At 51.1% G+C, this 15,606-nt stretch carries 10 protein-coding genes; 2 read left to right on the forward strand and 8 right to left on the reverse strand.

Annotated features, from left to right (window positions below):
• Positions 1 to 130: 130 nt before the first annotated feature.
• The 4 genes from ACYVAM_RS17610 to ACYVAM_RS17625 form a co-directional block, all read right to left on the reverse strand.
• A complete protein-coding gene (locus tag ACYVAM_RS17610) occupies positions 131 to 433 on the reverse strand; it encodes a hypothetical protein (protein WP_461069303.1) in 303 nt (100 codons plus the stop codon).
• A 217-nt stretch (positions 434 to 650) separates the two neighbouring features.
• The gene (locus ACYVAM_RS17615; RefSeq protein WP_461069305.1) at positions 651 to 4,031 is read right to left on the reverse strand and encodes a DEAD/DEAH box helicase; all 3,381 of its coding nucleotides are present in this window, start codon (positions 4,029 to 4,031) and stop codon (positions 651 to 653) included.
• Positions 4,028 to 5,263: a multidrug effflux MFS transporter gene (locus tag ACYVAM_RS17620; protein WP_461069307.1), complete on the reverse strand. Its 1,236-nt coding sequence runs from the start codon at positions 5,261 to 5,263 to the stop codon at positions 4,028 to 4,030. Before ACYVAM_RS17620 ends, ACYVAM_RS17615 begins: the two co-directional genes overlap by 4 nt.
• Before the next feature lie 113 nt (positions 5,264 to 5,376).
• Positions 5,377 to 7,182: a M1 family metallopeptidase gene (locus ACYVAM_RS17625; protein WP_461069309.1), complete on the reverse strand. Its 1,806-nt coding sequence runs from the start codon at positions 7,180 to 7,182 to the stop codon at positions 5,377 to 5,379.
• 334 nt (positions 7,183 to 7,516) lie between these two features.
• Here ACYVAM_RS17625 and ACYVAM_RS17630 point away from each other — a divergent pair, with 334 nt between their 5' ends.
• The gene (locus ACYVAM_RS17630) at positions 7,517 to 8,899 is read left to right on the forward strand and encodes a GAF domain-containing sensor histidine kinase (protein WP_461069311.1); all 1,383 of its coding nucleotides are present in this window, start codon (positions 7,517 to 7,519) and stop codon (positions 8,897 to 8,899) included.
• Positions 8,900 to 8,940: 41 nt separating this feature from the next.
• Here ACYVAM_RS17630 and ACYVAM_RS17635 read toward each other — a convergent pair whose 3' ends face one another.
• Complete coding sequence (locus ACYVAM_RS17635; protein WP_461069313.1) at positions 8,941 to 10,302, reverse strand: M20/M25/M40 family metallo-hydrolase; 1,362 nt, start codon at positions 10,300 to 10,302, stop codon at positions 8,941 to 8,943.
• A gap of 144 nt (positions 10,303 to 10,446) precedes the next feature.
• Between ACYVAM_RS17635 and ACYVAM_RS17640 the strand changes: the two genes are divergently transcribed.
• Entirely contained in the window at positions 10,447 to 12,030 is a 1,584-nt protein-coding gene (locus tag ACYVAM_RS17640) for an amidase family protein (protein ID WP_461069315.1), read from the forward strand.
• A 77-nt stretch (positions 12,031 to 12,107) separates the two neighbouring features.
• On the opposite strand, the gene ACYVAM_RS17645 is transcribed toward ACYVAM_RS17640, so the two are convergent.
• The 3 genes from ACYVAM_RS17645 to ACYVAM_RS17655 all read right to left on the reverse strand — a co-directional run bounded on the left by ACYVAM_RS17645 (position 12,108) and on the right by ACYVAM_RS17655 (position 15,604).
• Positions 12,108 to 12,746: a YciE/YciF ferroxidase family protein gene (locus ACYVAM_RS17645; RefSeq protein ID WP_461069317.1), complete on the reverse strand. Its 639-nt coding sequence runs from the start codon at positions 12,744 to 12,746 to the stop codon at positions 12,108 to 12,110.
• 219 nt (positions 12,747 to 12,965) lie between these two features.
• The gene (gene ggt, locus ACYVAM_RS17650) at positions 12,966 to 14,708 is read right to left on the reverse strand and encodes a gamma-glutamyltransferase (RefSeq protein ID WP_461069319.1); all 1,743 of its coding nucleotides are present in this window, start codon (positions 14,706 to 14,708) and stop codon (positions 12,966 to 12,968) included.
• Positions 14,709 to 14,905: 197 nt separating this feature from the next.
• Positions 14,906 to 15,604, reverse strand: a complete 699-nt coding sequence (locus ACYVAM_RS17655) for a DUF4097 family beta strand repeat-containing protein (protein ID WP_461069321.1) — start codon at positions 15,602 to 15,604, stop codon at positions 14,906 to 14,908.
• Positions 15,605 to 15,606 lie beyond the last annotated feature (2 nt).

Below are 15,606 nucleotides of genomic sequence, written 5' to 3' on the forward strand. Positions count from 1 at the left end.
CCAGGTGTGCTATAGGCACGCAACCCATTAGCTTTATCGTGTGCCTACGGCACGCCTGGCTACCGACACCCTATACCTTCTACAGATATCAAATCGCTAGGTGATTAAATCAGGGCCTTATTCACGTTATCTAGTTCAGGAAGAGCGGGTTGAGATGAGCTATTTTATAAACGGTCGATTTGGCCAGTAGATCTTCCGCAACACGTAACGTCTCGGCCAGAAATAGGATAACTTCCTGTTCGTACGCTTCTATGACAGCTGGAACCGTGAAGTTCGCGGCCTGAAAGGACAAGATCGAGCGATCGGGTGGCAGACTCGTTCGAAGTGGAGATTTAAGGACAACAATAATCGTTTCAGTGTCTTTGTAGGGATAAGCATCGGCCACAAAGGAAAGATTGTTGACGGCATTAAGTTCAAGATCTAACTTAGTCATGGATACGGTAGGTTTGAGATGGCTGCATGCGAAAATTAAGGGAGTTTGCTGCAAACTACTAGTGATTCAAGTTGATGTCCCTGTTAATTTATTGCTAACAAAATAGCCTTTCCTGGTAATACTTATCCTGAAATACATCCGTAAAGCCCATAAGACGCATTGATCGGAGAAGAGTCACAAGTTGAGTAGCCAAAAATGAAGGGCCGGAAGCCGGTGGTTAAACGGCTCGCCGGAGCAAAGCCAACAGGTCAGCCTTTGACAGCGTTTTTAACATAGCCGTATCGGTTTTGACCAGATTGTCGGCCAGTTCTCGTTTAGCCTCCTGAAGCTCCAGGATCTTTTCCTCAATAGTGTTGGGGCATATTAGCCGAACGGCCACTACATTTTTCTTTTGGCCAATCCGGTAACTCCGGTCGATGGCCTGATTCTCAACGGCGGGATTCCACCACGGATCGACCAGATACACATAATCGGCCTGAGTCAGGTTCAGGCCTGTGCCACCGGCTTTCAGGCTAATCAAAAACACCCGAACCGTGTCGTCGCTTTGAAACCGATTGACGCTAGCCGCCCGGTCACTGGTTTGGCCCGTGAGGTATTCGAAGCCAATCTGTCGGGATTCCAACTCGGTTCGAATCAGATCGAGCATGGTTACAAATTGGGAGAACACGAGGATTTTATGGTTCGGCGATTTGTTCTCGATCTGTTCCAGCAGCAGATCAATCTTTGCCGACGAGTTACCATAAAACGCTTCGTCATTGAGCAGCGCCGGGCTGTTGCAAATCTGGCGTAGCTTGGTGAGTCCCTGTAACACATGCAAGCGTTCTCTGGGAATATCGCCTTCTTTGGTTGTCAAGAGAAAATTACGAAACTCCTGTTCATAGGCATCATAGACCCGGCGTTGTTCCAGCCCCATTTCGCAATGCAGAATCATCTCCGTTTTGTCGGGAAGCTCGGTGGCCACCTGGGCTTTGGTTCGACGGAGAATAAAGGGTTTGATTTTGGCCTGCAGCTCGCGGGCCCGTTGCCGGTCATCGAACTTGTCGATCGGCGTCGAATAGTGTGCTTTGAAATGGTTGTAACTGCCCAACAGGCCCGGACAGGCAAAGGAAAGCTGCCCATATAAATCGAACGTGTGGTTTTCGATGGGCGTGCCGGTCAGCACAATCCGGTTACGGGACTGCAACAGTCGGGCCGCCTGGTAACGCTGTGATTCGGGATTTTTAATGGCCTGCGATTCATCCAGAAAAACATAGTTGAACGAGTACTCTTTCAAAAATCGAATGTCGGACAGGAGAGTGCCATAGGAGGTGAGAATGACCTCATACTGATCGAATGCTTTCTTTTTCAGGCTGCGGTTTGCTCCGTAAAACGTCTGAATGCGGAGGTCGGGCGCAAACCTGGCTACTTCGGCCTGCCAGTTGAACAGGAGGGAAGTCGGCACAACAATCAAATTGGTGTTAGGTCGGTTTTTGGTCCGTTGCAACAGAATAAAGGCGATAATCTGAATCGTTTTACCCAGTCCCATGTCATCGGCCAGGCACCCGCCCAGCTCGAATTCGTCCAGAAAGTTCAACCAGTTCAAGCCTTCTTTCTGATAGGTCCGAAGCGATGTCTGCAACCCATCTGGCACCGCAACCGGGCGGATCGACTGGAAGTCATTGAAGTTTCGCGTGAACAACGCCAACTGATCTTTCACGTCGTTCATCAGTTCTTCTTCGGCGTACAACTCCTGAATGCTGGAGAAGCTGACCCTGGGTGTTCGAATGTGCTCATCAACGACTTCGCCTGCCTGAACGTAGGCGGTGAAACGATCGAGCCACTCACTAGGCAAGATGCCCAGCGTTCCATCGTCGAGTGAAACAAACCGGCTCTTGTTTTTAAGCGCTTTTTGCAGGTGTTTGAGCGATACCTGCTGCTTACCATAGGTCAGCCCCAGCGACGTTTCGAACCAGTTTATGCCACTGCTGACTGTAACCGAAACCTTCGCTTTGTTGGGGTTAAGCCTGTTGCTTTTGAGCGTGTTGAAGCCGAGGATACGAATGCCCTGGCTACGCCAGGTATCGAAAGCGGGCAGAAACCAGCTCTCATCGAGCATGTGTTTTTTGTGAAGATAGAAGCAGGATTGATTTACCTGATCATAAAAATCCGGGTGCTGGTTCAGCACGGCCATTGTAAAGTGAATCTCGGCGTCCTCATCACGAGGTACCCTAAACGGTTTGCCTTTGCTGTCGACCGACTGAATCTGGCGTTTCGACATAACCGGCACCTCAACAGGACCGTATTTGATGACGGGCGTAATTAGGACGTAATTTTCGGAGTCGGACAGGTAAAGAATACGCTCTCGTTCCTGCGTAAACCCAGTTTCGGCTAATTGCTCGGGCGTTGCTGGTTTCAGAGAGGCGTATTCGACCGGTACCTGCTCTTCGAGTTTAGCCAGAACCGTTTGCTGAAACTCATCGTATTTGGATTTATGAATGACAATGGTATTGTTCTTCTTGTTGAAAAACTGAATAACGCGCAGATGAGCCGGGTGGTCGATCAGATACAGTATGTCGTCGAGCAGGATAAAATAATCGTACCTGAGCGCCAGTTTATGTAATGGATACGACGTACCGCTAAGGGTTAATGAACCCCAGATTTCATAGAAACCAGCCACAAACCGAACGGTCAGGCGGAGGCCTGCCTTCAGGATTTCCAGCTTTACCGGGACAAGCGAATGGGCGGTTATGTTCTCTGAAACACGGCCCGAATGGTAATACACGCCCAGCTTCAATGGGTTTTGCGCTACCAGTCGCAGGCTTTCCAGGTCGGTTTCTTCTTTTTTTGACCGGCGCTGATTCTGAAATTTGCCTACTGCCGAATAAAACTTAACGTCGGCCAAGTTATCTGCTTTCGTCAGTAAGTCGAGTGGCTGAACGGGCGTTAATGGGTTCTTCAGTTTACTGTTGCGGGCAGTAGCGGCTTCAAAAAGCTCCAGACAGAAATGATCAGAATAGCGGTGCTTTGTGAAGACCAGAATCCGTTTGTGGGTTGGCACTGGTTCCGTAAAAGCAGATAATGGTCGTTCCGGGCCGGGTAATAAGCTGGCCTGCAGATACTCTTTATCGACTTGGGTCAGTCGTAAAAGCTCCGCACGCCGGGGGCGTATGTGAACCGTTTTTTGGTCAATCTCTACCCGGAAAAAGGCATCCAGTGAGGTTTCGTTTTCGAGCCCATAGTCTTTGGCAACGGGTCTGATAGTTTCTTTCCGCAGGGCTTCATCGAAAAATAGACGTAGTTCTGTGCGCCGGATAATGGCCGCTAACACCTGAACCTGGTGCGCACACAGCTTATCGTTTGGCTCGGTACACGAGCACGCCAGTAGCAGGGATTGCTCTGTTTGCCTGACCACAACGAGTGGGAAAGGCACACCGGGTGATGCACTGGTAAAGGAGCCGTGATTGAGATCAATGACCTGTGGCACAATGTCTCCATACGCTTCAGACGACGAAACGAAGCCGCCACTATGTTTCGCTAATAGGCTATCGGTCAGCGTCGGGATGGTGATGGATTCGAGCCGGTAGCCAGCGGCCTCATTACGATCAGGGTACTCATTCATAACATCGCTTCAGCCAGTGGCTCATCCAGGCTGGACTGCCTGCTTCGATAGCGGATAACCCGCTCGCTGACCAAAAGAATGGCTAAGCCGAGGAGTACGCAGGTTGTCATAATACCGACCATGGGAATGGCCGTGTTGTTATGCAAAATACTAACCGAGGCAGAAATAATGGAGCCAAATCCCATCCGGAAACTACCCATCAGGGCGGCAGCACTGCCTGCATGACGGGTAAAAGGAGCCAGCGACAGGGCTGAGGCATTGGGGTTGGTTAGTCCCTGACCGCCCAAAAACAGAAAGAGCATACCAATCAGGCCATACTGCCCATACCAGCCCGCCCAGGTGCCTAAAACCAGCAGCAAGCCCACCACCGATTGGTAAACCAGGGTAGTCAGAATGATTTGTTCGTTGGTGAATCGTTTGAGCAGAACCTGATTCAATTGTGTCGGGGCAATTAAGGCGATGGCCAGAAAGGCAAAGATCCAGCCATATTCCTGGGCGCTCACGTGATAGATATTCATGAACACGTCGGACGAGCCCGCCAAATACGCAAAAGGAGCCGCTGTGGCAATGCCGCCCACAAGGGCATACGTTAAGAACTGGGGCTGTTTTAAAACGGTAAAAAAACTGCCCATCACCGCCCTTGGATGCAACGACAGGGCAGGGTCGGGGAGTCGGCCGGCGGGTAAAACAAAATAAACACCAATAAGAATGAGCGTTGTTATGGCCGCCAGGATAATAAAAATAGAATGCCAGCCAAAGGCCACCGACGCATAGCCGCCAACGGTTGGGGCAATCATGGGCGAAACCGCAATGACCAGTGTAAGCAAAGAGAAGACCTGGGCAATTTGGGAGACCGGGAACAAGTCGCGCACCAGGGCCTGAGCCGCCACCAGACCAACACACCCACCCAATGCCTGCAGGAGCCGCATCGCAATAAGCGTGTCAATAGACGTGCTCAGCGCACAACCCACAGAAGCCGCTATGTAAAGACTCAGACCTGCATACAGCGGGAGTTTCCGGCCAAACCGATCCAGCAAGGGGCCATAGAGCAGTTGCCCCGCTGAAATGCCGATCAGGTAGGCCGTTAACGATAATTGAACCTGCGAGATCGACGTGTGCAGGTCACTGGCGATTGCCGGAAAACCCGGCAAATACATGTCAATGGAAAAAGGACTGATTGTCGAGAGTGTTCCTAAAATCAGGATAATAACAAAATGCTGTCGGCGAGTCATAAACTCAGAATGAAGTACTTCTTTATAGACGTACCGGCGTAAACGATTGTTCCCTAAGCCCGTGCGAATTGAGGAACGGCGTTGGCGTGTGAACGCCTGACAGCGAACTACGCTTATCGCGCTGTCCAGCTATTATTGCTTTCGTCGGCATCCATATAAATTCCCCCTTTAAGGGTAATCGACCGAGCTTTCTTTTTGGTTGGCACGTTAACGGTTGCCTGTTTCTGGTTCGTTTGCCAAATGGCTGGTGTCTGGTGAAATGTTTCAGAGGTGCCATCCGCAAACGTCACGACCACGTCGACCGGGGCTACATACCCGCCAATGTTCTGAATCGTGATTGCTGTTTGTGCCGACGCTGGAACAACCTTCTGAATGGCAAAATCGATGTAATTATTGCTGAAAAACCAGTTGCTCCAGAACCAGTTCAGGTTTTTGCCCGAAGCGCTGTTGAAGCTGTAAAACATATCCCAGGGGGTGGGGTGTTTTCCATGCCACCGGTTCATAAACTCATGCAAGCTTTTGCGGAACAGCTCATCGCCTAGTAACTCTTTTAAGGCCAGGTAGCCAATGGCGGCTTTTCCATACTCGTTATTGCCCATAGCCGCTCCGCTCAGGACGTTGGCGGGCGTAATGATCGGTAGATCTTCTTCGGCCGAAGGGTCTTTACTCCAGTATGACACCCGAAACTGCTGGAAGTTTTTCGTCGCCTGTTCCGTACCCAGATCGGCCTGGCTGATCAGGTATTCAAAGGCCGTTACCCAGCCTTCGTCCATAAATCCGTAACGGGTTTCGTTGATGCCCATATAGAACGGGAACCACGTGTGGGCAAGCTCATGCTCGGCCACAAAACGGGAAAAGTTCAGGTCCGATGTGGTGGCATCGTTCACCATCATCGGGTATTCCATATCGGCAAATCCCTGCACAATCGTCGTTTTAGGGTATGGGTAAGGAACACCCGGCAGGTTATTGGAAAACCAATCCAGGGCATGCCGACCGAAACTAACCATTTGGTGGAAGTCTTTGGCTGTGTCCAAAAAAGCCGCCTGTACGCTGGATCGGCGGTTTGTTTTCTTGTCGACAATCACACTCGACGCGTCCCATACGTAATGATTGCTGATGCACAACGCCATATCGGGTACGTAGCTGGCTTTCCATTTCCAGACATTGACGGGCTGTTGAGCCGTTACATTTTTGGCCATCAACTCCGCCAGCGTTGCCACGTGAACGAGCGAATCGGTCTGCATGGACTCGTTCAGGCGTTTGGCGTAAGCGGGTTGCAGGACTTCGCTGGCATTTTGCAACTCACCCGTTGCCCAGACGATGTAATCTTTGGGCACATTGACCGTCAGCGTGTAGTCATTGAAGTCGTTATAAAATTCCTGCGCTTCGGTGAACTGCGTCACATCCCAGCCATAATAATCGTCCAGAACGGCTACGCGGGGGTAGAAATAAGCCAGAAAGAACGTTGTCGAGTCCAGCGCCCCTTCCCGTCCGCTCTCTACCGACACATCATAATGCCAGTCGAACGTAAGTTTCACCGAGTCATGGGGGACAACCGCTTTGGTTAATTGCATACGATGCCCGGTCGTTGTACCCGCATCCGGAAACTGCCGGGTACTCGTGCCTTCGGTGTATTTGTCGATGTGAATGCCGGACGTCATGTAATCGGCTGACGCGGGCCCCTGCCGAACGGCACCGGGCTTATGGCTATTCAGAATTAGCTTGAAAACGAGCGTTTTTAAGGTATCGGGGCTGTTGTTGATGTATGTGATCTCTTCCGTCCCACGAATGGTTCGGCTGGGCGGGGCGACGGTAATGTTGATGGCATATCGGGAAAAATTCTGCCAGTAATTTTTGCCGGGTCTGCCATCCATGGATCGGGTTCCTTTCTGGTAGGCTTTTTTAATGTTGCGCGGCATATATAATTCCTGGGCCTGGACCAATCCCGCAGATAAACATATAAACAAAACAAGGACAAGGGCTCTGATCACGTTTTTAAATGGGATTTATCGGATGGACGAGTTGCTGCAAGCTACAAAAAAGCCGGAAACCAGGCGGTATTTCTGCTAAAGAAGCTGATGGATTATCCCATTTGCCTTGATTTAAATGGTGGCCGCACCGTCCGTGTCTACCTTATTTTGGCTAATTATGAACAAATAGGTAAGTATGTTGCTTATAAGCTAATCCGTTGATGAGTGTTGGGACACAAAAAGAAAAGCACTCGTTACCACCACTACTACATTAGCTTACGTTATGGGTAACCCGCCCACCCCAGTCGAGGAAGGTAGTCGGTTAGCAACCTTGAAAAGTTACGATATACTGGATTCGCTTCCAGAGGCCGATTACGATGCTATTACACAGGTGGCAGCCGCCATATGTCAAACACCCATTTCCTTAATCAGTCTTGTTGACGACAAAAGACAGTGGTTCAAATCGGCCCATGGGCTGGATAAGAAAGAAACCCCACGGGAGTTCGCCTTTTGTGCGCATAATATCATTGACCCCAGTACCCCACTGATCGTTAAAGACTCGCGCCAGGATGCCCGTTTTGCCAGCAATCCGCTGGTAACGGGAGATCCGCATATTGTTTTTTACGCTGGAATGCCCTTAGTTGATCCAAGTGGTCACGCACTGGGATCCCTGTGTGTTATCGATAGAAAAATCAGAACGCTAGACCAGACACAGTTAGATGCCTTAAAAGCCTTGGCCCAGCAGGTTGTAAAACTGCTCGAACTGCGAAAAGCGAATGCTGCTTTAAAAGAGAGCGAGGAACGCTACCGAACGCTTTCGTCTGAATTGGATCTGCAGGTGCAACACAGAACAAAAGAACTAACCGCAGCCAATGAGGCCCTTAGTGAAGCAAATACGTTGCTAAGTCGGTCGAATGAGAACTTACAGCAGTTTGCCTACGTGGCTAGTCATGATTTGCAGGAGCCTCTGCGTAAAATTCAACAGTTCGGTGATTTGTTGAAAAGCCAGTTTGTTGCGCCATCGGAGCTGGAACTGGTTTATCTGGAGCGGATGCAGTCGGCAGCCAGTCGAATGTCGACCCTGATCCGGGATTTGCTGAGCCTTTCCCGAATCTCGACCCGGCGCGATGCGCGCGTCGCTATTTCGCTCAATGAAACCGTCAAAATGGCCCTGCTCGATTTGGACCTGGTGATGCAGGAAACCGGAGCAACCGTACAGGTGGGCTCGTTGCCGACGTTTAGCGGTGATCATGCCCAGCTTAGACGGCTTTTTCAGAATTTAGTGAGTAATGCGTTGAAATTTCGCCGGGCAGATGAGTCAGGCAGGCTGATTGCACCCCAGATTCAGATAAACGCCCACCTCATACCTGCGTTTGACTTACCTACAACGGTGAAACCTTCCCGGACGGCTCCGGCTTACCATCGCATCGATGTGGTTGATAATGGCATTGGCTTCGATGAAAAGTACCTGGATCGCATTTTCCAGGTTTTCCAACGGCTTCATGGTCGGCGCGAATACGCTGGTACCGGTATTGGTCTGGCTATCTGCGAGAAAGTGGCGGCTAACCACGAGGGGCTAATCTGGGCGAGTAGCCAATTAGGGTTAGGATCCACCTTCTTTGTGTACTTACCTGTGCAACAAACGGAAAATCTGGAAGTTCTCTGAATGAATCACCTGTAAACCAGGCGATTCATTCAGAGAACTTTTCAACGTTTGACGCCTGATTTTGACCCCGATGCGGTAACACCTTTATTCAGACCGGCTTCGGCCAGCAGCAGCAATAGAATCCGTTGCATACCCAGATACCCTTTGTCATTCAGCCACCATTCGTTCAGTGAATGTTCTCCTCCGCCAATGCCTCCGCTACCGATGGTTACGGCCGGAATACCCAGTGCAATAGGCGTGTTGGCGTTTGTGGAGGCCACCTCCAACTGAGGGGTCGCGTTCATGTAGGATGTTACGGCCATTGCCCGCTGCACAATGGCGGCTGTCTGTTCCGTTTTGCCCGATGGCCGGTCGCCAATTTTTTTAACGTCGACGGTCAGGTCGGGGCCTTGCCGTTTCATGCCGTTTTCTTCTGTTAAGGCCCGTTGAACAGCCGTTTGCAATAACTGATCAACTTCATTGAGCTTTTCGGGACTTTCGGAACGCATATCTATTTCCATCCACGATTCGTAGGGAATGGCATTCACGGAGGTGCCACCACCAACAACGCTGACGCTGTAGGTGGTTTTCACGCCCTGCCGGGTCACTTTGTCAGCCTCTGTCGTAAAGTAATGAATGGCTTTGCCCAGCGCACTGTGGGGATTGACGATGCCAAATGATCCATATGAGTGGCCGCCGGGTCCTTTAAACGTAACCCGATAGCGGTGCGAGCCCAACCCGCGGTGAACAATCGAACTGATCCCATCGCCATCGACGGCAATGTACGAATCGACTTTCTGGCTTCCCTGCCGCAGTAAATGTTTGACACCACGAAGATCGCCGAGGCCTTCCTCGCCCACGGCACCGACAAATAACACGTCGGCCTCGGTTTCGATGGCCGCTTTCTCCATGCCTTTCAACACGGCCAGAATGGCGGTCAGCCCGCGGGTATCGTCACCAATGCCGGGTGCGTAAAGCGTATCACCTCGATACTTTACTTTTACATCCGTGCCTTCCGGGAAAACGGTGTCCAGGTGCGATTCGACTACGATGGTGCGTTTACCGGAGCGCCCTTTTCGTTTGGCGATCACATTGCTTACTTCGTCGATCCAGACGGAATCGGCACCCGCTTCTTTCAGCATGGCGGCATATTTTTTGGCCCGTACGCCTTCTTTAAACGGCGGGGCGGGTGTTTCGGTCAGGTTGAGGTGATCCTGTTTCGTTTGCGGTTCCAGATCGATGAAAATCTGAAACGCTTTCTTCACGGCAGGTTGGTCGCTCAGGGCTTTTACTTCGTCGATATATCGCTTATCGACTCTAGCAACTGGCGGAGTTTTTGGGTTGGTCTGTTGAGCCCGGAGGGGTGGAATTAGGGCGTAAGTTGCGATGAACGTTAACGTGAGCAGGGTAAGTTTTCGATTCATAAAGAGGTGGTAAGCCGTAAAACGTGTTGAAAGAAATAGGAAATGATACTATTCGGAGATGATGCGACTTTATTTGGCATAAAAGGTTATTATTATGGCAAATAATCATCGTAACGGGGGTAAAGTTATCCTTTATTCGGCTAAATGAAGAAATACTTACTTTGTCTTTTTGTCATTTATAGGTTTGGTGTGGCTCCGTCTGGAGCCCAGTCGTTTAAGACTAAGCACCTTCAGGAAGCGACCATCACTAGTTTACACGAAGCCATGCAGGCGGGTAAAGTAACCGCCGAACAACTGGTTCAGCTGTATCTGGACCGGATCGAGGCTTATGATAAACAGGGGCCGTATCTGAACGCCATCATTATGGTGAATCCAAAAGCGCTGACCGAAGCCCGACGGCTCGACTCGCTCTACAAAGCAACTGGGAAACTGGTAGGCCCGCTGCATGGCATTCCCATTATTGTGAAAGATAATTATGACACCTACGACATGCCGACCACCAATGGGACGCTGGCCATGAAAAAATCGATCCCGCCCGATGATGCCTATGTCGTCAGGCGAATTCGGGAAGCGGGCGCAATCATCATTGCCAAGTCGAATCTGGCTGAGTTTGCTATGTCGGGGCAGTTCTCGGTCAGTTCCATTTTGCCGGGCTATTCGCGCAATCCGTACGATACCAAACGCACAACGGCGGGGTCGAGTGGCGGAACGGCAGCCGCCGTGACGGCTAATTTTGGTACGATCGGGCTGGGTACCGATACCGGAAGCTCCATTCGGGGGCCAGCCTCTCACCAGAGCCTGGTTGGGTTTCGCCCAACATTGGGTCTCGTTAGCCGCGACGGCATTGCTCCGCTGGCGATGACCAACGATACCGGCGGACCCATTTGCCGAACGGTGGAAGACGCCGTGCGTGTGCTCGATGTGATTGTGGGATACGATAAAGCTGATACCGTGACCAGGCAAAGCCAGGGGAAAATTCCCCGGACGTACCGGCAATTTCTGGATAAAAATGGGCTGAAAGGCGCTCGTATTGGTGTATTTCGGCAGATGATTATGCCCAAAAATTCAGACCCCCAGGTATACGCCCTGTTCAATAAGGCATTGGAGGAACTTCGGGCGGCTGGTGCTATCGTAATCGACTCGGTTCGGGTGCCTGAACTGGATACGATCAACAAGTCGTTTGATACCATCCCGCAGTTAAGGCGCGATTTCAACCTGTATCTGGCGAGTCTGGGGCCTAACGCTCCGCACAAAACACTGGGCTCTATTATTAAGTCGAAGCAATTTCACCCTTATCTTGAAAAATCGCTGCTGGATGCCCAGGCCGATACCCTGGCACCCGAAGCCCATAAAGGGTGGGGAAAGAACCTGGCCCTGCGCGAACGGCTGCGGCAATTATTACTGCGGGCTATGGATTCGACGCAAGTCGATGTGCTGGTTTATCCGTCCTTTAGCTACCCGCCCCGGCTGATCGGAGATTTGAATACGCCCTCCGGCACAAATAACAATGCACTGTCGCCACCAACAGGATTCCCTGCTTTTTCAGTGCCGATGGGCTTCACCTACGGTAGCCTGCCTGCTGGTTTGCAGTTCTTCGGCCGACCGTATAGCGAACCAACGCTTATTAAATTCGTGTATGCCTACGAGCAGGCAACGCACCACCGGCAGCCACCCGAAAGCACACCCGTGCTGGCGAAGAAAAAGCATAAGAGCGCGGGGATACAATAGTGGCGTTTTTTCTATCTTTCTAACCAGAAGAGCCCGGCAATTGCCGGGCTCTTCTGGTTAGAAAGATAGGTCGTCGATTATATACCCAGCGGTCCGCCCAGCGTAACGTCTGAATCCGTACTGTGGGCTACGTGGCGGCTCGCATGATGACTTCCGGGGTGCATTTCTTCTTCTTCTTTTGACCGTGTGTTGACGAATGACTCGGCCAGAATGGTCAGTTTTCTGTCCGTTTCTTTTTCTTCTTCGAGCGTTTTGGCCAGCAACTCGGTCGATTGGTTGAAGTCGAGCATTTTGGCTAGTGTAAGTAATGAGCCATAGGCCGCAATTTCGTAATGCTCAATCTTCTGTGCCGCAATAATCAACGCTGCATCCCGCGTTAGCGAACCCGATTCCGTATCTGCCACCACACGCTTGGCATCACTAATGAGTCCATCGATGGCATCGGCTGTGCGTGTCTCGGTTTTGATGCCAATAATTTTGAATATTTCTTCCAATCGCTCTACTTGAATGCGACTTTGTTCCTGATGCGCTAAAAAAGCATTCCCTACTTCGTCCGTTGTACTGGCTTCGGCCTGGTCGCCGAGTGCGTCGACGGCCCGCTTTTCACTGTAATAAACGCTTTTTAATTCGCTGATAAACAAGTCCCGTAACCCTTCGTCTGTAGTAGAGTCATTGCCACTAAAAAAACTCGCGATCCTATCTGCAAGAGATGCCATAACGTTTCATTGAGTTAATGTAAATTGCTTATTAAACGAACGAGTGGCCAAATCTATGCCAGAATTTACGGTTCTGACACCATTAAATTTATTACTTACTGAGTGGTATGCTTCCTGCATAGTGTTTCGAAAAAAACGGAGGCTATCGTTCGTCTTTGACCCTATTTAGTCATATCATAGGATTCTTATAAAGTCTTGTTTTTGTTCTAAAGAGTAGGGTCAGTAGCCAGCCGCCTGCCCATCTTTCCGCATCTCGCTGGCACCCCAATAAATGCGATTAACGGCATCCCATTGAATGGCCTGATACCCACCAAAGAAATCAGTTGGCGTCAGCTGATGCCCTCGTTTTTCCAGGTCAAGGCGGACTTGTGGCGAAATGCCGCTTTCCAGCGCCAGTCGGCCACCGTCGGTCATGAGCGTGCCAATAGGTTCGCTACTGCCCGAATGACTAAAGCGGGCGGCATCACCTGCTTCCTGGATATTCATGCCGAAGTCGATGATGTTGCAAAGCACCTGTAGGTGTCCCTGAGGCTGCATTGCCCCGCCCATGACCCCAAAGCTGAGGAAAGGCTCCCCATTTTTAGTGACAAAACCGGGAATGATGGTGGAGAAGGGCCGTTTCCCCGGTACGTAGGCATTGGCATGGTTCGGCTGCATGTTGAAACTGGTACCCCGATTGTGAAAGACAAATCCCAGCCCGTCGGGCACCATGCCGCTCCCAAATTCCAGCATATTGCTTTGAATCAGCGATACCATATTCCCCTGGTCATCGGCTACGGTCAGGTAAACAGTGTCACCAGCCCGCAGGGCCGGGTCTCCGGCATCGAGTCGGCTGGAGGCTTTGTTGAGGTCGATCAATTTTCGGCGGGTAGCGGCATAGTCTTTAGTAAGTAGCCAGTTGATGGAAGGTTTGGCAAAATCAGGATCGGCATAGTATTTGGCCCGGTCTTCAAAGGCAAGCTTCTTGGCTTCGACGAGCAGGTGTAAATAATCGGCGCTATTATGTCCCATGCTCTTCAAATCGTAGCCTTCCACAATGTTGAGCATTTGCAGAACGGCAATTCCTTGCCCATTTGGGGGCAATTCATGGACATCGTATCCCCGATAATTTATTGAAATGGGATCAATCCAGGTACTTTGGTGAGCAACCAGATCGGCCTTTCGCAGATAGATGCCCACCCGGCGGGCGTAGCGATCCATGACATCGGCCACGGCTCCTTTATAGAAAACATCCTGCCCCCCTTTGGCTATTTTTTCGTACGTGTCAGCCAAATCTGGATTTCGGAAAATCTGTCCTTCGGTGGGCGCTTTCCCGTTTAACAAAAACGTGTGGCGAAAATTGTCGAACTCCTGGACGATGGCTTCACTGGCAGCTAACCGGCCAGCGGCTACCTGCCACGAGTAGGCAATCACCTGCGGAACGGGTACGCCTTCGCGGGCATATCGAATGCCTGGTGCCAGCAGGGTACGCATGGGTAACTTGCCGAAACGCTGGTGCAGCGTAAACCAGCCATCTACTGCGCCCGGCACCGATACGGATAGGGGACCATAGAGCGGAATTTGTGACCGTTTTCCCAGTACAGCCTTCAGGGCATCATACGACAACCCTTTTGGCGAGCGGCCACTGGCATTCAAACCATGTAGTTTATGCTCTTTAGCCGACCACACAATGGCGAATAAGTCGCCACCAATGCCGCCATTATTGGGCTCGATAACGCCAAGGGCCGCATTGGCCGCAATAGCCGCATCGACGGCCGTACCGCCCTGCTTCAGAATATCGAGCGCAATCTGCGTTGCCAGCGGGTGGCTGGTCGCAGCCATGCCATGACGAGCCAGCACAGGGCTGCGCGTGGCAAAGTTAGGGCCCGTTATCCGGTCCCCTTTTTCCGTCGATTGCCCGTGTAAATAAGACGTGACAAACAGAAGTAGGCCTAAACAGCAGGAGATACCAGGGAAATACATACGCAGTAGGGGCTTTGCTACTGAAAGTAGGCATTGAGGTTTTTATAATCAGGACTTTCGTTTCAGCGGGGTGATTAAGTTCGACTCGGTACTTATTCAACTCCAACCAATCACCTAGGTAGAACGTAAGCCTGAATAACGAAAAAAGAGGGCTGTGCGTACACAGCCCTCTTATCGGAAAATGGCTTTTATGGCGGCTAATCGTTCTCCCGCAGGTAAACGTTGTTGCTGATCGACTCCAGCCGAACCGCCGGACCTCCGCCGTTTAACGTCCCTTCGAGCAGGTAGCCGACAATGGGGTTCTTTTCTTTCTTGTTTTTAAACTCAATGGACAAGTTTGAATAAACTTCGCCCGTAATGGTTTTCATCGATACGTTAGCCCCTTTCGCTTTCGGCCAGCCCATGTCGATATAACCACTGATGGTTTTGGCAAACACGGGAGCCGTGGCTCCCTGGACATCGATGTTGCCGTTGATGGTTTCAAGTTTCAACTGGGCCTGCCGGGGTAAAAACACCTGATAGTTGAGGTCGCTGCATACCATGTACCGGGTGCCATCGCGGCCGCTGTTCCAGGAATGATGCTCACCAGGGCAGTCTTCCGGTTTGCCCTGCTTGATTAGCTCCTGATCAAAGTCGGTTTTGAGGGTCACTTCCCCGGCCGTCGAACCGGAGGTGACCAGCAGCGCGTCATTTAGTTTGCCGCCATTGATCGTAACGGTGATTCGGACCAGGGCCGTCGGTTTGTCCCAGTAGCGCACCCGAATGCTATCGGCAAATTTCAGGTTGAGATTCACGAGTTGGCCGCTGGTGACGGGCAACGTTTTTTCAATGATCTTCTGCCCGAAGGCGGGCCGGATGAGCAATCCAAGCAGGATCAGGAGTAGGCTTTTGTTCATGA

The organism is Spirosoma horti, from assembly GCF_054776595.1.

Bases quoted from the DNA above. Each gene is read 5' to 3' on its own strand.
- ACYVAM_RS17610 (WP_461069303.1), bottom strand. From the start codon at position 433: ATGACTAAGTTAGATCTTGAACTTAATGCCGTCAACAATCTTTCCTTT.
- ACYVAM_RS17615 (WP_461069305.1), bottom strand. From the start codon at position 4,031: ATGAATGAGTACCCTGATCGTAATGAGGCCGCTGGCTACCGGCTCGAA.
- ACYVAM_RS17620 (WP_461069307.1), bottom strand. From the start codon at position 5,263: ATGACTCGCCGACAGCATTTTGTTATTATCCTGATTTTAGGAACACTC.
- ACYVAM_RS17625 (WP_461069309.1), bottom strand. From the start codon at position 7,182: ATGCCGCGCAACATTAAAAAAGCCTACCAGAAAGGAACCCGATCCATG.
- ACYVAM_RS17630 (WP_461069311.1), top strand. From the start codon at position 7,517: ATGGGTAACCCGCCCACCCCAGTCGAGGAAGGTAGTCGGTTAGCAACC.
- ACYVAM_RS17635 (WP_461069313.1), bottom strand. From the start codon at position 10,302: ATGAATCGAAAACTTACCCTGCTCACGTTAACGTTCATCGCAACTTAC.
- ACYVAM_RS17640 (WP_461069315.1), top strand. From the start codon at position 10,447: ATGAAGAAATACTTACTTTGTCTTTTTGTCATTTATAGGTTTGGTGTG.
- ACYVAM_RS17645 (WP_461069317.1), bottom strand. From the start codon at position 12,746: ATGGCATCTCTTGCAGATAGGATCGCGAGTTTTTTTAGTGGCAATGAC.
- ggt (WP_461069319.1), bottom strand. From the start codon at position 14,708: ATGTATTTCCCTGGTATCTCCTGCTGTTTAGGCCTACTTCTGTTTGTC.
- ACYVAM_RS17655 (WP_461069321.1), bottom strand. From the start codon at position 15,604: ATGAACAAAAGCCTACTCCTGATCCTGCTTGGATTGCTCATCCGGCCC.